Origin of the sequence: Litorimonas haliclonae, from assembly GCF_965138505.1 — a bacterium.
GTDB lineage: Bacteria > Pseudomonadota > Alphaproteobacteria > Caulobacterales > Maricaulaceae > Litorimonas > Litorimonas haliclonae.
This window is the reverse complement of record NZ_CBCSCO010000003.1, coordinates 12,624-29,988: the sequence shown is the minus strand read 5'-3', so window position 1 is coordinate 29,988 and position 17,365 is coordinate 12,624. Positions and strand designations below refer to the sequence as shown.

At 51.2% G+C, this 17,365-nt stretch carries 13 protein-coding genes; 7 read left to right on the top strand and 6 right to left on the bottom strand.

Going from position 1 to position 17,365, the window contains the following annotated elements:
• Positions 1-72: 72 nt before the first annotated feature.
• Complete coding sequence (locus ACNA05_RS07410; protein WP_415810804.1) at positions 73-2,325, top strand: TonB-dependent receptor; 2,253 nt, start codon at positions 73-75, stop codon at positions 2,323-2,325.
• Between the two features lie 36 nt (positions 2,326-2,361).
• Here ACNA05_RS07410 and ACNA05_RS07405 read toward each other — a convergent pair whose 3' ends face one another.
• The 3 genes from ACNA05_RS07405 to ACNA05_RS07395 are packed head-to-tail and all read right to left on the bottom strand — an operon-like array spanning position 2,362 to position 3,644.
• Entirely contained in the window at positions 2,362-2,778 is a 417-nt protein-coding gene (locus ACNA05_RS07405) for an SRPBCC family protein (RefSeq protein ID WP_415810803.1), read from the bottom strand.
• Positions 2,779-2,821: 43 nt separating this feature from the next.
• Positions 2,822-3,175, bottom strand: a complete 354-nt coding sequence (locus ACNA05_RS07400) for a DUF1428 domain-containing protein (RefSeq protein WP_415810802.1) — start codon at positions 3,173-3,175, stop codon at positions 2,822-2,824.
• Between the two features lies 1 nt (position 3,176).
• On the bottom strand, positions 3,177-3,644 hold the full coding sequence (locus ACNA05_RS07395; protein WP_415810801.1) for a VOC family protein: 468 nt from the start codon (positions 3,642-3,644) through the stop codon (positions 3,177-3,179).
• A 96-nt stretch (positions 3,645-3,740) separates the two neighbouring features.
• Here ACNA05_RS07395 and ACNA05_RS07390 point away from each other — a divergent pair, with 96 nt between their 5' ends.
• Positions 3,741-4,211 (top strand): MarR family winged helix-turn-helix transcriptional regulator, encoded by a 471-nt coding sequence (locus ACNA05_RS07390; protein ID WP_415810800.1) that lies wholly within the window; start codon positions 3,741-3,743, stop codon positions 4,209-4,211.
• A gap of 34 nt (positions 4,212-4,245) precedes the next feature.
• On the opposite strand, the gene ACNA05_RS07385 is transcribed toward ACNA05_RS07390, so the two are convergent.
• The 3 genes from ACNA05_RS07385 to dksA all read right to left on the bottom strand — a co-directional run bounded on the left by ACNA05_RS07385 (position 4,246) and on the right by dksA (position 9,333).
• Positions 4,246-7,398, bottom strand: coding sequence for an efflux RND transporter permease subunit (locus tag ACNA05_RS07385; RefSeq protein WP_415810799.1), 3,153 nt, complete (start codon positions 7,396-7,398; stop codon positions 4,246-4,248).
• Entirely contained in the window at positions 7,395-8,690 is a 1,296-nt protein-coding gene (locus ACNA05_RS07380; protein WP_415810798.1) for an efflux RND transporter periplasmic adaptor subunit, read from the bottom strand. Before ACNA05_RS07380 ends, ACNA05_RS07385 begins: the two co-directional genes overlap by 4 nt.
• Positions 8,691-8,901: 211 nt before the next feature.
• On the bottom strand, positions 8,902-9,333 hold the full coding sequence (gene dksA / locus ACNA05_RS07375) for an RNA polymerase-binding protein DksA (RefSeq protein ID WP_415810797.1): 432 nt from the start codon (positions 9,331-9,333) through the stop codon (positions 8,902-8,904).
• Between the two features lie 210 nt (positions 9,334-9,543).
• On the opposite strand from dksA, the gene ACNA05_RS07370 reads away from it, so the two are divergent.
• From ACNA05_RS07370 to ACNA05_RS07350, 5 genes are all read left to right on the top strand, one after another.
• Complete coding sequence (locus ACNA05_RS07370; protein ID WP_415810796.1) at positions 9,544-10,386, top strand: AAA family ATPase; 843 nt, start codon at positions 9,544-9,546, stop codon at positions 10,384-10,386.
• A 121-nt stretch (positions 10,387-10,507) separates the two neighbouring features.
• Positions 10,508-11,992 (top strand): replicative DNA helicase, encoded by a 1,485-nt coding sequence (locus ACNA05_RS07365; RefSeq protein WP_415810795.1) that lies wholly within the window; start codon positions 10,508-10,510, stop codon positions 11,990-11,992.
• A gap of 56 nt (positions 11,993-12,048) precedes the next feature.
• Positions 12,049-12,879, top strand: a complete 831-nt coding sequence (locus ACNA05_RS07360; RefSeq protein WP_415810794.1) for an alpha/beta fold hydrolase — start codon at positions 12,049-12,051, stop codon at positions 12,877-12,879.
• 65 nt (positions 12,880-12,944) lie between these two features.
• Positions 12,945-15,035, top strand: a complete 2,091-nt coding sequence (locus tag ACNA05_RS07355; protein WP_415810793.1) for an amidohydrolase family protein — start codon at positions 12,945-12,947, stop codon at positions 15,033-15,035.
• Between the two features lie 150 nt (positions 15,036-15,185).
• The gene (locus ACNA05_RS07350) at positions 15,186-17,132 is read left to right on the top strand and encodes an ATP-binding protein (protein ID WP_415810792.1); all 1,947 of its coding nucleotides are present in this window, start codon (positions 15,186-15,188) and stop codon (positions 17,130-17,132) included.
• Positions 17,133-17,365: the final 233 nt, after the last annotated feature.

The window sequence follows — 17,365 nt, the reverse complement described above, 5'->3', positions numbered from 1 at the left end:
GTTCCCTACGGCTTCCAACATCTATAACGCCGCGGGCTGTTGGATATCCGGACGACCCAAAAGTGAGACCTCATGCCAAAACTCCAAAAACATAATTATTCTGCCCCTCTCTCCCTTGCCGCACTCATGCTGGCGGCCCCTTCTGCCTACGCTCAGACGCCGGATGATGAAGTCATCGTAACAGCCACAAAGATTGAAAAATCAGTCCAGGACCTCGGACTAAGCGTGACCGTTATCGACGGGGAAAACCTGTCCGTGCTGAACGGCGCAGAAGAGTTGTCGCAAAAAGTCCCTGGCCTTCAAGCGGCCGTTGCAAATGGCAGTCAGGTCGCGTTTCAAATTCGCGGTATTGGCGCGGTGGATCATCAAGCTCTCACGCCAACCGCCGCGGCCGTTTATGTCGACGGCGTTTACCAGGCCACCAATGTTCAGACCAGTCCGCTCTTATTCGACATAGAGCGCGCTGAAATCCTCAAAGGCCCGCAAGGCTCGCTTTATGGGCGCAACGCTTCCAGCGGCGCCATCAACTTCAACTCTGTCCTGCCGGGCCAGGAGAGCTCAGGCTACCTTTCTTCTGAATTTGGAAATTTTGAACGTATCAACCTCAACGCCGGCGCGACTCTCCCAGTCAGCGATATATTCTCTCTGCGCCTATCCGGACGGTATTTGTCGCAAGACGCGGCTCTGGATAATGTCGTTACGAACCCAAATGTTACGGCCCCTGAAGCTGGCGGCGGTGAAAAAGATGAGTTTGGACTTCGCGCAATTGGCCTCCTGACCCCCTCTGACCAAACCGAAATTCTGCTGAATGTACATTACGCCGAAGATAACGGCATCAACACGGCTCCACTCAATGACAGCCTGGACGTCAGCAAGCATGAAATTTCAGTTGGGCCTGATGGCATACAAGACACCGACAATGCGTTTTACGGCGCTTCGGCGCAGCTTCGTCAGAATTTCGGAAATCTCGATTTTGTCTCGCTCACCGCTTATACAGGCTATTCACAGAATTACGGGTTTGACTTTGACGGGACGCCCGCACCGTTTGGCATTTCTACGCTGAACTCCAATCTTCGCTATGATCGCGATTTCACCCAAGTCAGTCAGGAGTTCCGTCTGAGCAAGGTCGGCGAGCGCGCCGAATGGATGATCGGGGCTTATCTTGAGGCCGAAGACTTCGATCAGGAATATCTGATTTATTGCGGCCCGCTTGACCCGGTGGCTCTTATCGGCACTTGCTCTTACGTCGGCGCGCCCGGACGGGTTGGTCCCTCACCTCGTTCAGATGGCACAGCTTTTTCTCTTCAGTCTTTGATTACGCAATCGCGAAAAACGGCGGCGCTCTTTACCTATAATAGTTTCGATATAACCGACCGGCTGGAAGCAGTCATAGGCGGACGGCTTTCTTATGAAAACATACAGGGCCGCGGAGAAGGCCGCCATTATTTTGATGACGGAACGCTTGGCTTGAACAATCGGGACGGGCTGGGCCTCGCTATCGGAGACAATGAAATCAAAGACACACGCCTGTCCGGAAATTTGGGTCTGAATTACCATATTTCAGACGATACACTTCTTTACGCCTCTTTTGCCAATGGATATAAGAGCGGCGGCTTTAACGGCGAAGTTATTAACAATGCGACCCATTTTTTCGATGAAGGCCTTTTCGGCGCGGAGACCGTGAACGCTTTTGAACTCGGATCGAAACTCACGCGCGGCAGCCTCACATTCGACCTCGCCGGGTTTTATCAATTCTACGACAGCCCGCAGGCCCGTATCTTTGTACCGTTTGATTTGGATGATGGCGGGAGCTTTACATCAAACTCCCTTTCAAACCTCGACAAAGCCACATCATACGGCTTGGAAGCCGAAGGACACTGGACGCCGATTGACGGACTTGACCTGAACGGTGGCGTGACTTGGCTGCAAACGGAAATCCAGCAGGATGAAGATCCGAATGTTCCACAAAATGCCGATATTTTCGACGGCAAAGCTTTGCCTTTCGCGTCCGAATTTTCCGCGATCTTTTCCGCCAGCTATCAATGGCCTTTCAGCAATAACATGTCGGCGAGGATCAGCGGCAGCGGGAAATATCAAAGCGAATTCTTTCTGGATGCCGAAGGCTTGGAAACACGCAAGCAGGAAGGGTACGAGACGATAGACGCCTCTGCCGACTTACTGCTGAATAACGGAATTGAGGTCGGTGTCTGGGGCCGTAACCTGTCCAATTCAGACTACGCTGTCTCCGGCTACGGTTTTATTGGCTATAACACTTTCCGCGGCCAACCCCGCACATACGGGGTCGCCTTGAAATATAGTTACTAGCTTAAGGCGGCTCTAGAGCCGCCTTACAAACGCTAATCAGCGTGTTTCAGCATATTTCTTGAAATTATCTAAGATCGCCTGCCAACCCTCTCGTTGCATGTCGATGGAGTTTTGGGCTTCCGGGTCGAATTGCGTCGTTACACGGGTTGATCCAGCCTCTTCTTCAAACGTGGTTTGAACCTTGCGGCCATCAGGCATGGAATAGACAAGTTTTTCGGAAGGATTTACCTCTTCATATTCACCCTCAAAATCGAAACCAAAACTACCATCTTTAGCCTCCATCCGGGATTTATACTTTCCACCAACGCGGAGTTCATTTTCTGCTCTGGGGCAGCACCAGTCATCAGAGGCAAAGTTCCACTTTGTTATATGATCAGGATCCGTCCAAAGTTGATACACTTTGTCGGAAGACGCTTTAATAAGGGCCTCAATTTCTATTTTCTCAACACTCATAATTTATATCTTTTCTGGCTTAAATAAAGACGTGCCCAAAAGCTCACCCTTCGACAATCTGATCAAACCCGCCGAAAATCATCCGCTTTCCGTCAAAAGGCATATTGTGCGCCTCTTCTGAAGCCTCCATATCTTGCATCGCTTTGGGCATGCCTTCATTCCGAACCTTTTTGGACGGCCAGATGATGTGGGAATAGACGACAACTTCGCCTTCTTCCTTCTTCACAGCCATAGGTAAAGACGTCAATTTTCCGTCGGGGACATCATCCTGCCAAAAGTCGGCAGCGGCGAGAGCGCCGTGCTTTTTAAAAAGTCCGATAATGTTATTGGAATGCTCTATAAACTCTTCTTTGTTCTTTTCTGGCACGGCACAAATCATAACATCTACATAAGTCATTTCACTCTCCTAGAAACGCGGCTTCTAACGCCGCAATATTGATTTTCTTCATTTGAAACATCGCCTCACGCGCGCGGGTCGCCGCCGCCTGATCGTTATGATTTACGAGCTCGACCATTCGTTTGGGCGTAATCTGCCAAGACACGCCGTAACGATCGGTGAGCCATCCGCACATACTCTCCTCACCCTCTTCGGTGAGAGCCTCCCACAGCTTATCCGTCTCTGCCTGGTCCTCAGTCAGGACGCTGATTGAGGCCGCCTCAGTGTGTTTAAACATAGGCCCGCCATCCAGCGTCATCATCGGCGCGCCGGCGAGGGTGAATTCCACAACGAGCGGTTCATCCTCATAGGCCGTAAATTTCTCATCTATGTGACTATCTGGCAGAAGGGAGACATAAAACTCGGCCGCCTCGCGGCCATTCCCTTCAAACCAGAGGCAGGTTCTAACTTTTTTCTGTAGTCCGGCCATGACTTATAGCCTCCTCACAATGAGCAACGTTCTCTTTCACCTTATTCACACCTCTTATGAGTGAGGTTAGGCACCTATTACTTTGACATTAGGTTGATGTCAACCTATATTGAGATCATGAGAGATGACCTTCCCCTTTCCGTGACGCACGAAGTGCGCGATCGATGTCTGTGTCTACATGTTCAACGCGCGGCGCGAGCGCTTGCTAGACGCTTTGACGAGGCGCTTCGTCCCCTTAACTTAAAGCAAGGACAATACTCTTTATTGGTCTCTTTAAACCGCCCGGGGGCGCCCCGAATTAGTGACGTTGCTTATCTTCTTGCCATGGACAGAACGACCCTTACGGCCAATTTAAAACCCTTGCAAAAACGGGGATTGGTTGTCGTCACAAAAGACCCCGAGGATAAACGCAACCGCCGTCTTTCCCTGACAGAAGACGGACTGGATCTATTGACCCAAGCCGTTCCGATCTGGCGTAAAACTCATGACGACGTGGATAAGGTCTTAGCCCGTCCGTCCCCGGAGGCATTGAAAGAAGATTTGATCTCCTTGGCGTTCAAGCTTTAAAGCGCCTCCCCGCAAAGACCGAGGAGGCTGAAATTTATTCCGCCGCCACCACAGGCGGAAGTTCAACGGGCTCATCCGCTTCTTTGAGGGATTTAGTGAACGTCTCATACTCCTTGCCATTTATCAGATAGACAAAAAAGCGGCGGATATCCGCCCCAATACCGTACAGCGCCGGGACAAAGAACAGCGTTACGAAAAGGGCAAATATAACGCCAAAGGCGAGGCTAATGCCAATCGGAATGAGCCACTGCGCCTGTAAGGACTTTTCCATCATCAGCGGCAACAAGCCGACAAAGGTTGTAAGCGAGGTCAGTAGGATCGGCCGGAAGCGCCGCGTGCCCGCTTCAACGAGAGCCTGCGCCCCGTCCAGGCCTTTTTCGCGGAGACGGTGAACATAATCCAGCAAAACCAGATTGTCGTTCACCGCCACACCCGCGGCCGCGAACATCCCCAGGAGGGACAGGAGGGACATTGTCGCGCCCATGGTCAGATGACCGATAATCATGCCGCAATAACAAAACGGGATCGCGGCCAGCAGGATGAGGATAGGTTCCGCGTAGGATTTAAAAGATACCGCAACGAGGAAATAAGCAACGCCAATCGCGATGAGCATAAAGATCATGAGCTCTTGCTGGAACTCCGCTTCGCCTTGCGCTCTCCCGATATTACCGCGCGTGACATTCGGGTGGAGTGTGTCAAACTCGTCAAAAAAACCTTCATTAAGCTCCTTACGGATTTCATCAATTCGTTCCGAAACAACTTCCGCCGAAACGATAATTGCGCGTTGACGTTCGCGACGTAAAATCTGGTTGGTGCCTTTTTCAAAGCGCAGGTCAGCCACGGCGTCTAGTGGAAGCTCCCGTCCGTCATTTGTTCGGATGCGAATGCTTTTGAGGAAATCGAGCGATTCACGGTCAACACGCGGATAGCGGACATAAACCCGCACATCTTCGCCGTCTCGCGGCAAACGCTGAACTTCTTCGCCAAAGAATCCCTGCCGGACCTGACGGGCGACATCCGCCGCAGTAACGCCGAGACTTTCCGCGCCGGGTTTCAGATCGAACTGCACCTCTTCTGTCGCGCTCTCCATATCATTGACGACATTGAACACGCCCTCATAACTACGCAGACGGGTCATCAGATCGTCGGCGGCCGCTTCCAAGTCATCAAACTCCTTCGCATTCAGAACATATTCGATGGGCGGGCCATTATTGCCGCTCTGGTAGTTCACGTTGATGGTTTCTGCGTCCGGAATTTCGCCGATGAGCGCGCGTAAGCGTTCGGCTGTTTCCTTTGCCGATAGGGCGCGCGTTTCCGGCGGAACCAGTTTGACGAGGGCAAGGACGTTATTGTCGCGAGACCGCGTGTACCAATTCTCAATCAAATCGCCATCTTCGGACTTGATCTCTTCTTTCAAGGTCTCTTCGGCCGTCTGAAGCTGCGCAAGGACTTCAAGCGTTCGCGAATATGGCGTACCTTCGGGTAGCTCGACGGAAATTTCGACCTGATCAGACTCTCCTTCTGGAAAGAAAGAGGATTTCACCAAGCCATTGGCCACAACGCCAATCGTCAATATCATCATACCGAGGAATAGAGACGCCGTTAAATATCTGTGACGCAAGGCCGCCGTAATCGTTGGGCGATAGACCTTCTGCGCAAATGTCATGAGGCTGTCTGAAATTTTGCCCTGCATTTTCATAATCCGGCTTTGCGGATTGACGGGTTTCAGATGGGCCAAATGCGCCGGAAGAATAAGGAGCGACTCAACCAAAGAGAAGAAAAGCGCAAAAATTACAACCAGCGAAATTGCGCGGGTAAACTCGCTCGTTCCCCCTGACAAATACATCCACGGGGCGAAGAAAATCATGGTCGTCAGAACCGCGAAAATGACAGGCTTAATGACCATTTGCGTCCCGTTCACCGCCGCGTTCAGGCCTCTCTCGCCCTCTTCGGTTTTGAAATGGATCGCTTCGCCGACAATGATGGCATCGTCCACAATCACTCCGATCACCAGAAGGAACGCGAAGGTCGAAATCATATTAAACGAAACATCGAAAAGCGGAAGCAAAGCCAATCCACCGGCAAAAGCCGCGGCAATTCCGGCGCTCACCCAAAAGGCAATCATCGGCCGCAAGAACAAGAAAAGAGTCGCCCCGACGAGGAGCAAGCCCATCAGAAAGTTTTTCGCAATGGTCGAAATACGCCCGACATATTGATCTGCGTCATCTTCCCAAGTCGTAATCGTTATTCCGGGAGGAAGAGTGTCGGCTTTCTTCGCCAGATATTCTTTTACATTTTCGGACATTTTAACGATGTCCATGCTCGGTCCGCTTTGGATCTGGACTAAAACTGTCCGTTTACCATTGACGGTTGCCATCAGATTGACCTGTTCAAACCCGTCGATCACTGTTGCGACATCTTTAACCCGTATGAGTGCGCCGCCCGCATCTTGGCGAACAACAATATTCTCAAAATCCTCTTGAGTATCGGCCTGGTTGCGGGTGCGAAGTTGCATATTCCCGATATCCGTTCGAACTGTACCGGAGGACGCATTCACGGAGGTGCCGCGAACCGCTTGGGCTACCTCGCCTAATGTCAATCCGTATTGTCTAAGCGCATCCTCGGACACTTCGATCGAGACCTCTTCGCCCCTGACGCCGAACAATTCGACCGCCGGAACATTTTCCAGCAGTGCAATCTCACGACGGGTCTTCTCGGAAAAGCGCTTTAGCTCTCGTTCGGACACCGTGTTATCACCAGAGACAGCTAACCGAATAATTTCATCCCGGTTCCTGAATATATTGATCTGCGGCTCTTCGGCCGCCGGGGGAAACGCATTTATCGCATCCACGGCGCGCTTCACGTCGGCCATGAGTTTGGCTTCATCGACGCCGTTCTTACCTACAACTGTGACAGAGCCGCCGCCTTCTCCGGCGAACGCCCACATCCGGTTGACGCCTTCAACTTCGGAAAGCGCCTCTTCCATGCGAACAATAATTTGCTCTTCGACGTCCTGCGGAGACGCACCAGGCCAAGACACATAAGTCCAGGCACCGGGAAATTCGACATAGGGGTCAAGCTCTCGCTCAATTTGGAAATAGCTAACAGTACCCGCGAGGAGCAAAGCTATCATAAGGAGGTTAGCCGCGACGGGATTGCTTGCCCACCATTTGATGATCTTGTTCATTTTTTGCCTCCCTCAAGAGACGTCTTAAAAGCTACGGCTTTTGTCGGCTCTACCACCTCTATTTTCATTCCGTCCGCGACCCCCCTAATAGGCGACGTAACGACCTTTTCACCTGATGCCAGCCCACCGCCCAATATTGCCTGCTCCCGATTAGAGGACACCACAGAGACGGTTTTAATGCTCAGCGTGTCGTCGGCATTGGCGACATAGACCGTATTATCCCCGCGAAGGGCTGTACGGGGAACCACCAGCGCGCCTTGTAGCTTTTGCCCCGCGATGGCGGCATTGACGAAAATACCCGGCGCGAGCGGGGTTCCGTTATCCGCGCCGCCCCCGAAAGGATCCTCAACTTCTACATAGGCGTAGAGAACGCGAGTTCGGCTGTCGAAATGGCTATCGGTTCGAACAATCCGTCCATCCCATTGACTATAGTTTCCGGCGACATTGGCGGAGAGTGTCACAGGCAATCCGGGATTATCGTTAGAGGCCTCAAACCCGAGCGTCAGGCCCGCCCGGCGCAAGTCTTCATTGGTCATGGGCAGACGAACGTCCATGACCTCGGTCGAATATATCTCGCCCAGACGCGTGCCAGCGGAGACGAACTCACCCTGATCAATATGACGTATTGTGACGCGGCCCGTAAACGGCGCATAAAGCGATGTTCGTTTGAGCTGAAGTTCGGCTTCGGCGAGGCGTGCATTTGCTGAGGCAAGCCTCGCTTTAGCTTCCGCCATCTGTGGTTCTCGCAAACTCAGCGAGCTCGGATTTCCGTTCCGGCCCAACTCTTCCCAGTCTTGACGGGCAATAAGAGATTCTGATGTTTCCCGGCTGAGCTGTGTTTCGGCCTGCGCCACCTCGGCTCTGGCCTGCGTAACCCGCAAGTCATACTCCGTCGGCTCTATACGTACGAGCAGATCGCCCTTGTTAAATTGTCCGCCTTCTATAAATTTTGGAGACATATAGGTGACGAGCCCCCCGACTTGGGGAACCAGATTAATCTTCGTGCGCGGTTGAACTTCGCCTTGAACGTCCACCGTTAAAGTCACGTCTTCTTGCGATGTATTAGCGGTCAGAACCGGAATGGCCTTGACCACATCCTCTTTTTCCTCCGGCGTAGGCTTAAGCGCCCCCATGGCAATAAAGCCGACAATCGCCGCCATCAAGACAAGAGCAGGCAACACGAAAACAATGACCCGCCAGACCCAAAGCTTCTTTCTCGGAAGGTCTCCGCTCGAGGCATAGGCGTCGGACTTATATCCGGACGGATTGAGGGTATTGTTTGAATCAGTCATGTCGTCTCCTTACCGACTGGCACATCGGTTTCTGAAGACTGTATAGGACGAGAATTATTGTTTATCAATAATTATTTATTGAAAAGAGCTATATGTTTGAGGAAAAACAATAAATTCCAATTTAAACTAGGTTAATTCGGGCAAGCTGGAGGCTCATGGTATAAAAAAAGGCGGGATAAACCCGCCTCGATTCGGTTTTTAATGTATAGACTTACCCCGCGCGTAAACGTTCACCGCGTTCGTGCATTTCCTGCGCTTCTAGAGACAGGGTCGCGATTGGACGGGCGTCCAAACGGCGAAGCTCGATCGGGTCGCCCGTTTCTTCGCAAATACCGTAAGTCCCGTTTTCGATGCGGCGTAAGGCTTTTTCGATTTTATTGGTTAGCTTACGAAGACGATCTTTTGTACGCAGCTCCAACTGACGGTCAGCATTGGCCGCCGCCGTATCGGCCGGATCTGGATGGGAGACGTTCTCGCCGCGAAGATATTCAACCGTATTGCGCGTTTCCGCGACGATATCGGCTTTCCAAGCCAGTAGCTTTTGACGAAAATATTCTTTTTGAACCGGATTCATGAACTCTTCATCATCCGATGGTTCGTAATTTGCAGGCACATTTACCGGCTTTTTGGTTGTCTTAGTCATATTGAAACCCCTTATGACATTTTCCACAAACACCCCTCACAACGCGCCTTTCTGTGAGGCGATTTCCGTTGTCGCGCTGGCTATAAAGTGAGTCATTCAGACGCGCAATCTAACAATGCAGAAATATTTATGACAATGAATTGATGCTTGCGTCACTCTATGTGAAACGTAGATAGACCCCTTTAAAAATAGCCCGGATACGAGACGATTATGAAATTTGAAGGTACAAAAGATTATGTCGCCACACAGGATCTGAAAATGGCGGTGAACGCGGCGATTACGCTGGAACGCCCCCTTCTCATTAAAGGAGAGCCTGGAACCGGAAAAACCGTTCTCGCCCATGAAATTGCTCAAGCTCTGGACACGCCTCTCTTGGAATGGAACATCAAATCCACGACCAAAGCGCAGCAAGGCCTCTATGAATATGACGCGGTGGCGCGTCTGCGGGATTCACAGCTTGGCGATGACCGCGTGCATCATATCGAAAACTACATCAAACGCGGGCAGGTTTGGGAATCATTCATCAGCGAGAAGCGCCCTATTCTTTTGATCGATGAAATCGACAAGGCTGATCTCGAATTTCCGAACGACCTCCTGCATGAACTCGATAAGATGAGCTTCCACGTTTACGAAACTGGAGAGACCGTTACGGCCAAACAGCGCCCCATCATCATCATTACGTCGAATAATGAAAAAGATTTGCCGGACGCGTTTCTGCGCCGCTGCTTCTTCCACTATATCCAGTTCCCGGACGAAGAGACGATGAAAGAAATCGTGCAGGTTCACTTCCCTGACATCAAAACCCGCATGCTCTCCGCCGCGCTGAAACGATTCTTCGAAGTCCGCGCCATGCCGGGCCTCAAGAAGAAGCCAAGCACCTCCGAATTGCTGGATTGGCTGAAATTGCTGCTCGTCGAAGATATTGATCCGGAAACACTTCGCGAGACCGACAAAACAAAAATGATCCCGCCGCTTCACGGCGCTTTGCTCAAAAATGAGCAGGACGTACATCTGTTTGAACGTCTGGCGTTTCTGTCGAGGCGTGAAGGGTAGTCTCTAAACTTATCCCCGTTATCCCCATTACTTATCCCCATGTATAACTCATTTGCTCTAGGGGGCGTTGTTCTGTATCTGTTCTAGTGCCGACTTGGTAGAATCGGCCTAGGGGTGAGCAATGGTATTTGCAGAAGAACAAAACAACGAAGACACCTCCCTCGACACGACTCCGCACAGTAGCGAGGCCGAGCAAGCGCTCTTGGGCGCCCTCCTCTATGACAATGAAATTTATCACCGCGTCAGCGGTATTGTGCAGGCTAAGCATTTCTACAATCCCATCCACGTTCGTATTTTCGACTCCATCTCGACCCTGATCGAGCACGGCAAACTTGCCGATGCGATTGTCCTTAAAAACCGTTTCAGCCAAGACGAAACCCTGATTGATATTGGCGGCGTCGAATATCTGGCGCTCCTACTCGACTCGGCCCCGCCCGGCGCGACCGCGCCCGAATATGCCAAGCTGATTTTTGATCTCGCCATGCGGCGTGAACTTATTCGGCTTGGGGACGAAATTCGCCAAGGAGCGACGAATCCGGAAAGCGAGATGGATGCGCGCCAGCAAATCACACAAGCGGAGAGCCAGCTCTTTAACCTCGCAGAAATAGGCGGGACGCAGAGCGGTTTTGTCACCTTCGAGACCGCCCTCATCCACTCCATCGAAATGGCCAGCGCCGCCTTTACGCGGGACGGCAACCTCTCCGGCACTTCGACAGGTCTTGTGGATCTCGACCGACAGCTTGGCGGGATGCACCGCTCTGACCTCATCATTTTGGCGGGACGTCCGTCTATGGGGAAAACCTCGCTCGCGACCAATATTGCGTTTAACATCGCCAAGAAGTTCCGTCGCGAACGAGATGAAAACGGCGTCGAGAAAACGACGGATGGCGGGATTGTCGGCTTCTTCTCGCTCGAAATGAGCAGTGAGCAGCTCGCCACACGTCTGCTCGCCGAACATTCGGGCGTGCCGTCTCACCGTATTCGCCGCGGCGACATCAATACCGAACAATATGAACATATTCGCGACAGCGCCGACGAAATCAGCCGTATTCCCCTTCATATTGATGATACGGGCGGGATTTCGATCGGGGCCTTATCTGCCCGCGCGCGCCGCCTGAAGCGTATGGTCGGGCTCGATATGATTGTGGTCGACTACCTCCAGCTCCTGACGGGCGGGAACGCCATGAATAGTCAGGCCAATCGTGTGCAGGAAGTGTCCATGATTACGCAGGGCCTCAAAGCTCTGGCGAAAGAACTCGACATCCCTGTTCTCGCTCTGGCGCAGCTCTCTCGCCAGGTCGAGCAACGCGACGATAAACGCCCGCAGCTTTCTGACTTGCGCGAATCCGGCTCGATCGAGCAGGACGCCGATGTTGTGATGTTTGTGTTCCGCGAAGAATACTACCTCGCCCGGGCAGAACCGTCCGAAGGAACGGAAGAGCATATGCAGTGGCAAGAGGATATGGACAAGCTCATGGGCAAGGCCGAAGTCATTATCGGCAAACAAAGACACGGCCCCATCGGCACGGTAAAGCTGTCGTTTAACGCTGACCTGACGAAATTCGGCAATTTGGCACCGGAAGAATATGAAGGCGGCGCGTTTTAGGTCTCTCTCTAGTGAAGCCGTGTTGACGTCCGAAAGTGTTTGGCAAGATACCCAATATGACCAAAACTGATGACTTGAACTGGCGTCAGCTCGACACAGCGTCAGTCCGGCTGAACTACCTCGTGGCTGGGTCGGCGGCAAAACCGACCCTAGTATTCCTGCCCGGTTGGGCGGGAGACGCGAGGTTTTGGGAAGCGCAAGCCTCGTACTTTTCTAAAAATTACCACGTCATCGCCATTGATCTCCCTGGATGGGGGCGCTCTGAATTCAAATCCGCCTCGAACATTTCGTCAGAAAATGATCCCAATTACATCGACCTATCTTTAGATTATCTGGCGTCACAAATGCTGGAAGTCTTACGAGCGGAAAGAGTGAAAAAGACGACAGTGATTGGTCATTCCCTAGGGGGTATGGTGGCCTTGGCGATGGGAGCGCAAAGCCCTGACACGGTTAGTCAGGTCGTCGGTGCAGAATCGTTCATTTACCTGAATGCTTATCCTGCGCAATCCGAAGAGCTTACGGAAGCTTTTATTAAGCCCTTCGACGGCGATTTCGACACCAGCGTGGATCTGCTCACTCAATCATTTTTCGCCAAACACACCCCTCGCGCCCTTATTGACACCGTGACAGAGACGATGAAGTCAGTGCCGAGAGTAGAAAGTATAGAAATTCTCCGAAACTTTTTTCTGGCTGATCTTAGGCAATATCTGGAGGCCTACCCCGGTCCTGTTTCGGCCATAGTCGCCGCGGATAATGAGGACTTGCCAGCGTTTGTAAAAACTTTTGGGGACGCGATAGATATAATCGAGATAAAGGATTCCTGTCACTTCGTCATGATGAGCGAAGCCGTCCAATTTAACGCCGCTTTGGAGAAATTGCTGTCCTGAGTTCAACGATTAAAGCTTGTCGCGCCGCCCTTTCCTACGCTACTTCAGTTGCGAAGGAGCCTCTTATGAAACTACGTCATCTCACCATCGCTACATCGCTGCTCGCCCTGACGGCCGCCGCTTGCAGTCCCAACCAGACCGAGCAGGAAACTGCCCAGGTCGAGACGACAGAGACTCAGTCCACTGCCTTACCGGCCCTTGAAGGGACAGAAGAATATAGAATGCTGATTTCCGGCGTTGATGTCGGCGGGATGGACGTCAGCCACGCAGGCGGCACAACGACGATTGATTTTGAATACCGCAATAATGGACGGGGGCCGACCCTTGAAGAAGAGATCGTTATCGGCGAAGATGGCATTCCGGACAAATGGACAATCGGGGGCGCGACAACATTTGGCAGTAAGGTCGACGAGACATTTGATTTTGACGGAACCAATGCAAATTGGACCGATACCACAGGCACAATCTCGCAAGGCGCAGACGGCTCGCCGCTTTACGCGGCCCAAAACCCTAGCCCTTATGCACTATGGCTATATGCACGCGTCCTATTAGCAGACGCTGACAAGACGATGCCTGTCCTTCCGGGAGGTGAATTAAGCCTCAACAAACTGGAAGACTTCCCTCTTTCAGATTCGGCAGAACCGGAAACTGTTACGTCTTATGCCCTCTCTGGAATTGGAATGAATCCATCTTATTTCGTCGTGAATTCCAACGATGAATTTGTCGGAATGATTACGCCCGAAACCGCACTTTTGAGAACCGGGTACGAAACTCATGAAGCCATGCTCCGCGAGCGGGCAACTGAATATTCCGCTCGCCGATTCGAAGACATTCAAAAAGACGCCGCCCAAAAATTTGACGGTCCTGTACGGATTACAAATGTTCGGGTTTTCGATCCGGAGGCTCTGTCTCTAACCGACCCTGTCTCCGTGGTCTTTGAAGGCAATGAGATTCAATCCATTGATGCCGCTGACATGCAGGCAGACGACGAAACTGTTATCGACGGGGCCGGCGGGACCCTAGTCGCAGGCCTTTACGAAATGCACGGTCACTTGGGCCAGAATAACGCACTCCTGAACGTTGCCGCCGGCATTACCACCGTACGCGACATGGGCAATGATGACGAGGTTCTGGGCGAGCTCAACAACAAGATTAAATCCGGCCGCCTCGCCGGCCCACGCATCATTCGAAGCGGGTTTATCGAAGGCAAAAGCCCGTTTAGCTCCAATTCCGGAAAAATTGTTTCGACGGAGCAAGAAGCCGTCGACGCGGTCAAAACTTACGGCAATGGAGATTTCTTTCAGATCAAAATCTATAATTCCATGAAGGGCGAATGGGTCCCCGCCATGGTCGAGGAAGCCGAGAGACAAGGACTTCGCGTCTCCGGCCACGTCCCGGCCTTTTCAACCGCCAACGAAATGATTGCGGCGGGTTATGATGAGCTGACACACATTAACCAAGTCGTTCTAGGCTGGGTCCTGGAAGAAGACGAGGATCCCAGAACCCTTTTGCGAGTGACCGCTATGAAGCGCTTGCAAGATCTGGATCTGGACGATCCGAAAATAGACGAAACCATTCAAGCCATGGTCGAGAACAATGTCGCCATCGACCCGACCCTGACAATTTTTGAGCTGTTCTTTAATGGCCGTAACGGAGAAGAAAATCCGGCTATGGCAGATTTCGTAGACAACATGCCGGTCAGCGAACAACGCCAAAGCAAGACTGCCTTTCTCGATATCGCAACAGATGAAGACGACGAAGCCTACAAGGTGGCCTATGATAAACTTCTCAAAATCGTCGAAAGAATGCACGACGCCGGCATCCAGCTCGTGCCAGGTACGGATTTAGGCGGATCATTCTTCCACCACCGCGAATTAGAGCTTTATCAGAATGTTGGTATGAGCGCCCCTGAAGTCCTCGCTTGGGGCACTCAGGGCATGGCCGACTATGTCGGACAAGGCGAAGAACTCGGCTCCATCGAGCCGGGCAAACTAGCGGATTTCTTCTTGGTCCCCGGCGATCCGACAGAAAACCTCAAAGCGATAAAAGAGATATCCATGGTGGTGAAAGATGGCGTCGTTTATTTCCCGAGCGACATTTACCCGGCCTTCGGAATCAAACCTTTTGCGGATGCGCCGAAGGTTAGTCAGCGCTAAGGGCTACTCCCGAAAAAAGACACGCGTTCTCTATGAGGGAGAGCGCCTCTACCCTAACGTGTAGTTTGCCAAAATTAAGTCAATTTTAAGCGTAACATTCATAGTTAGCTCGCTCATCGACCCCAAATTCCATCAGTCTTAAGAGTATATATGATACGTTTATATGAATGCCTAAGGCATGAGCATGATTGGCGTTTGGTTATTATTGCTGCCCTCATCTGCTTAATTTCTGCTTATGCAGCCAGCATAAAACTGGTCCGAGCCGAAAGCCGTGCAGGGCTCGCCCGTTTGCCGTGGATAATCCTACTTTCAATAATTGTAGGTTTCGGTATTTGGGCAACACATTTTGTTGCCATGTTGGCCTATGAGCCAAGTGTCGGGTTCAGCTATGATCTCGCCCAAACAATTATCTCGCTACTGGTCATTACGGCCATAGGAATCCCGGCTTTCGCCTTAATGGTGCTGACCCGTCATCGCCTGGCTCGGATTTCCGGGGCCGCGTTATTAGGCCTTGGAATTTCAGCCATGCACTACACCGGCATGTACGGACTTTTGCCTTCAGGCTTTATGATCTGGGACTACACCTATGTCGCAATATCTGTGACCTTGGGAGTTCTATTCACGATCGCCGCCATAGAGGCTCACAGAAAACTGAACGGTCATAAAGCGCAATTTGCTTTTTCAGGTCTTTTCACACTAGCGATTTGTGCGGATCATTTCTTTGGAATGAGCGCCCTGACGCTCTTACCTCTTAACGAGGCCGACACTCTGAAAGGCGGCATTTCTCCGATAGTTTTGGGGGCCTTGATTGGCGCCATGGCGATTGTCCTGTTGCAAATTGGCATAATAGTTTCTGTTATGGATTCCTGGATTTGGCGAAAACGGGGTGAAGATGAAAAACGCAATATAGAGGCGGAGATGCTTCTCGGGAGTATCGCAAATCTGGTAAAAATGGGGACTTGGAGTTTTGATGTTAAAACCCAAACACCCTCATGGAGTACACAGCTTTTAGAAATTCATGGTCTAAAGTTTTCAGACGAAATCACCTTGGAACGGGCTGCCTCCTATTTTGAAGGCAATGGCCAGGAAGAATTCTTAACATGTGTCGACCTCGCTTCCCATACAGGGATAGGCTTTGACCGAGAGTGGCTCTACCAATCCGATGACGATCAAGAAGTATGGATGCGGGTAGTTTGTGAACCCATTATGGCAAACGGCGTCGCGACGAAACTAATCGGAGCTTATCAAGACATAACGCCGAACAAGATTGAACGAAAAAAACTCACTGCCGCTTTAGGGGATGCAGACCGCGCAAATAAATTGAAGTCGGAATTTCTTGCCACCATGAGTCATGAACTCAGAACGCCTATGAACGGGGTTCTTGGTATGGCCCAAATCCTTGAAAACACCAATCTTGATGAAAAACAGAAACAACTCGTAGATATTTTGCTTGCGTCAGGAAACTCCCTTCTCTCAATCATTAGCGATATTCTAGATATCTCTCGAATAGAGTCCGGACTCCTAGAAATTCATAACACGGTCTATGACCCCGAGGCCTTAGTAACAGATGCCCTTGCCAGTGTGTCAGGAATTGCTCTGCAAAAGAACCTTACCCTAACCCATGAAATCAGGGGTGAGCTTGCAAACACATATGAAGGCGATGAACTAAGAATACGCCAGGTTTTGATAAACTTCTTGGGCAACGCTTTGAAGTTTACGGAAAGCGGCGTTGTAAAATTACTTTTGAAAGCTGTGCCGCAGGGCGGGCTAGAGTTCTATGTCATCGATTCTGGCCCTGGCATTTCCGAGGAAAAGCAGAATGAGATTTTCAAACCTTTCACACAGGCCGATGGCTCTATTACCAGAAAACACGGCGGAACGGGGCTCGGCTTATCCATTTCAAAAGATTTGGTAACTTTGATGGGCGGAAGCCTGGGCGTCAAAAGCATGCTCGGCAAAGGTTCTGTATTCTGGTTTAAACTGCCGGGAAAAACCACCCTGACCCAAGCACCCCCCCTTCCTGACTCAGCAGTAAATGATTCAGGCAATCCAGCTGGGGAGTTTGGACAAGAACAAGCCGGCAGACTGGCCAGCTAGCTGAAATTGGACGCTACGCGCATTTCATTCTTGCGCGCGTGGCAAATAAGCCAACGTGCTAATATTGACCCTCGTTTTTCATTTAAAAACACACATCCTTTCAATCCCTTACAAAATAAATGAGAGACCCATCCTCACTTTCAATTTTAGCGCTATATTCAGACTCGTTGATTTGAACATTGGACTTAAAATCAAAGAGATAGCGAAAGAAGAAAGGAGACTATGGAAATGAG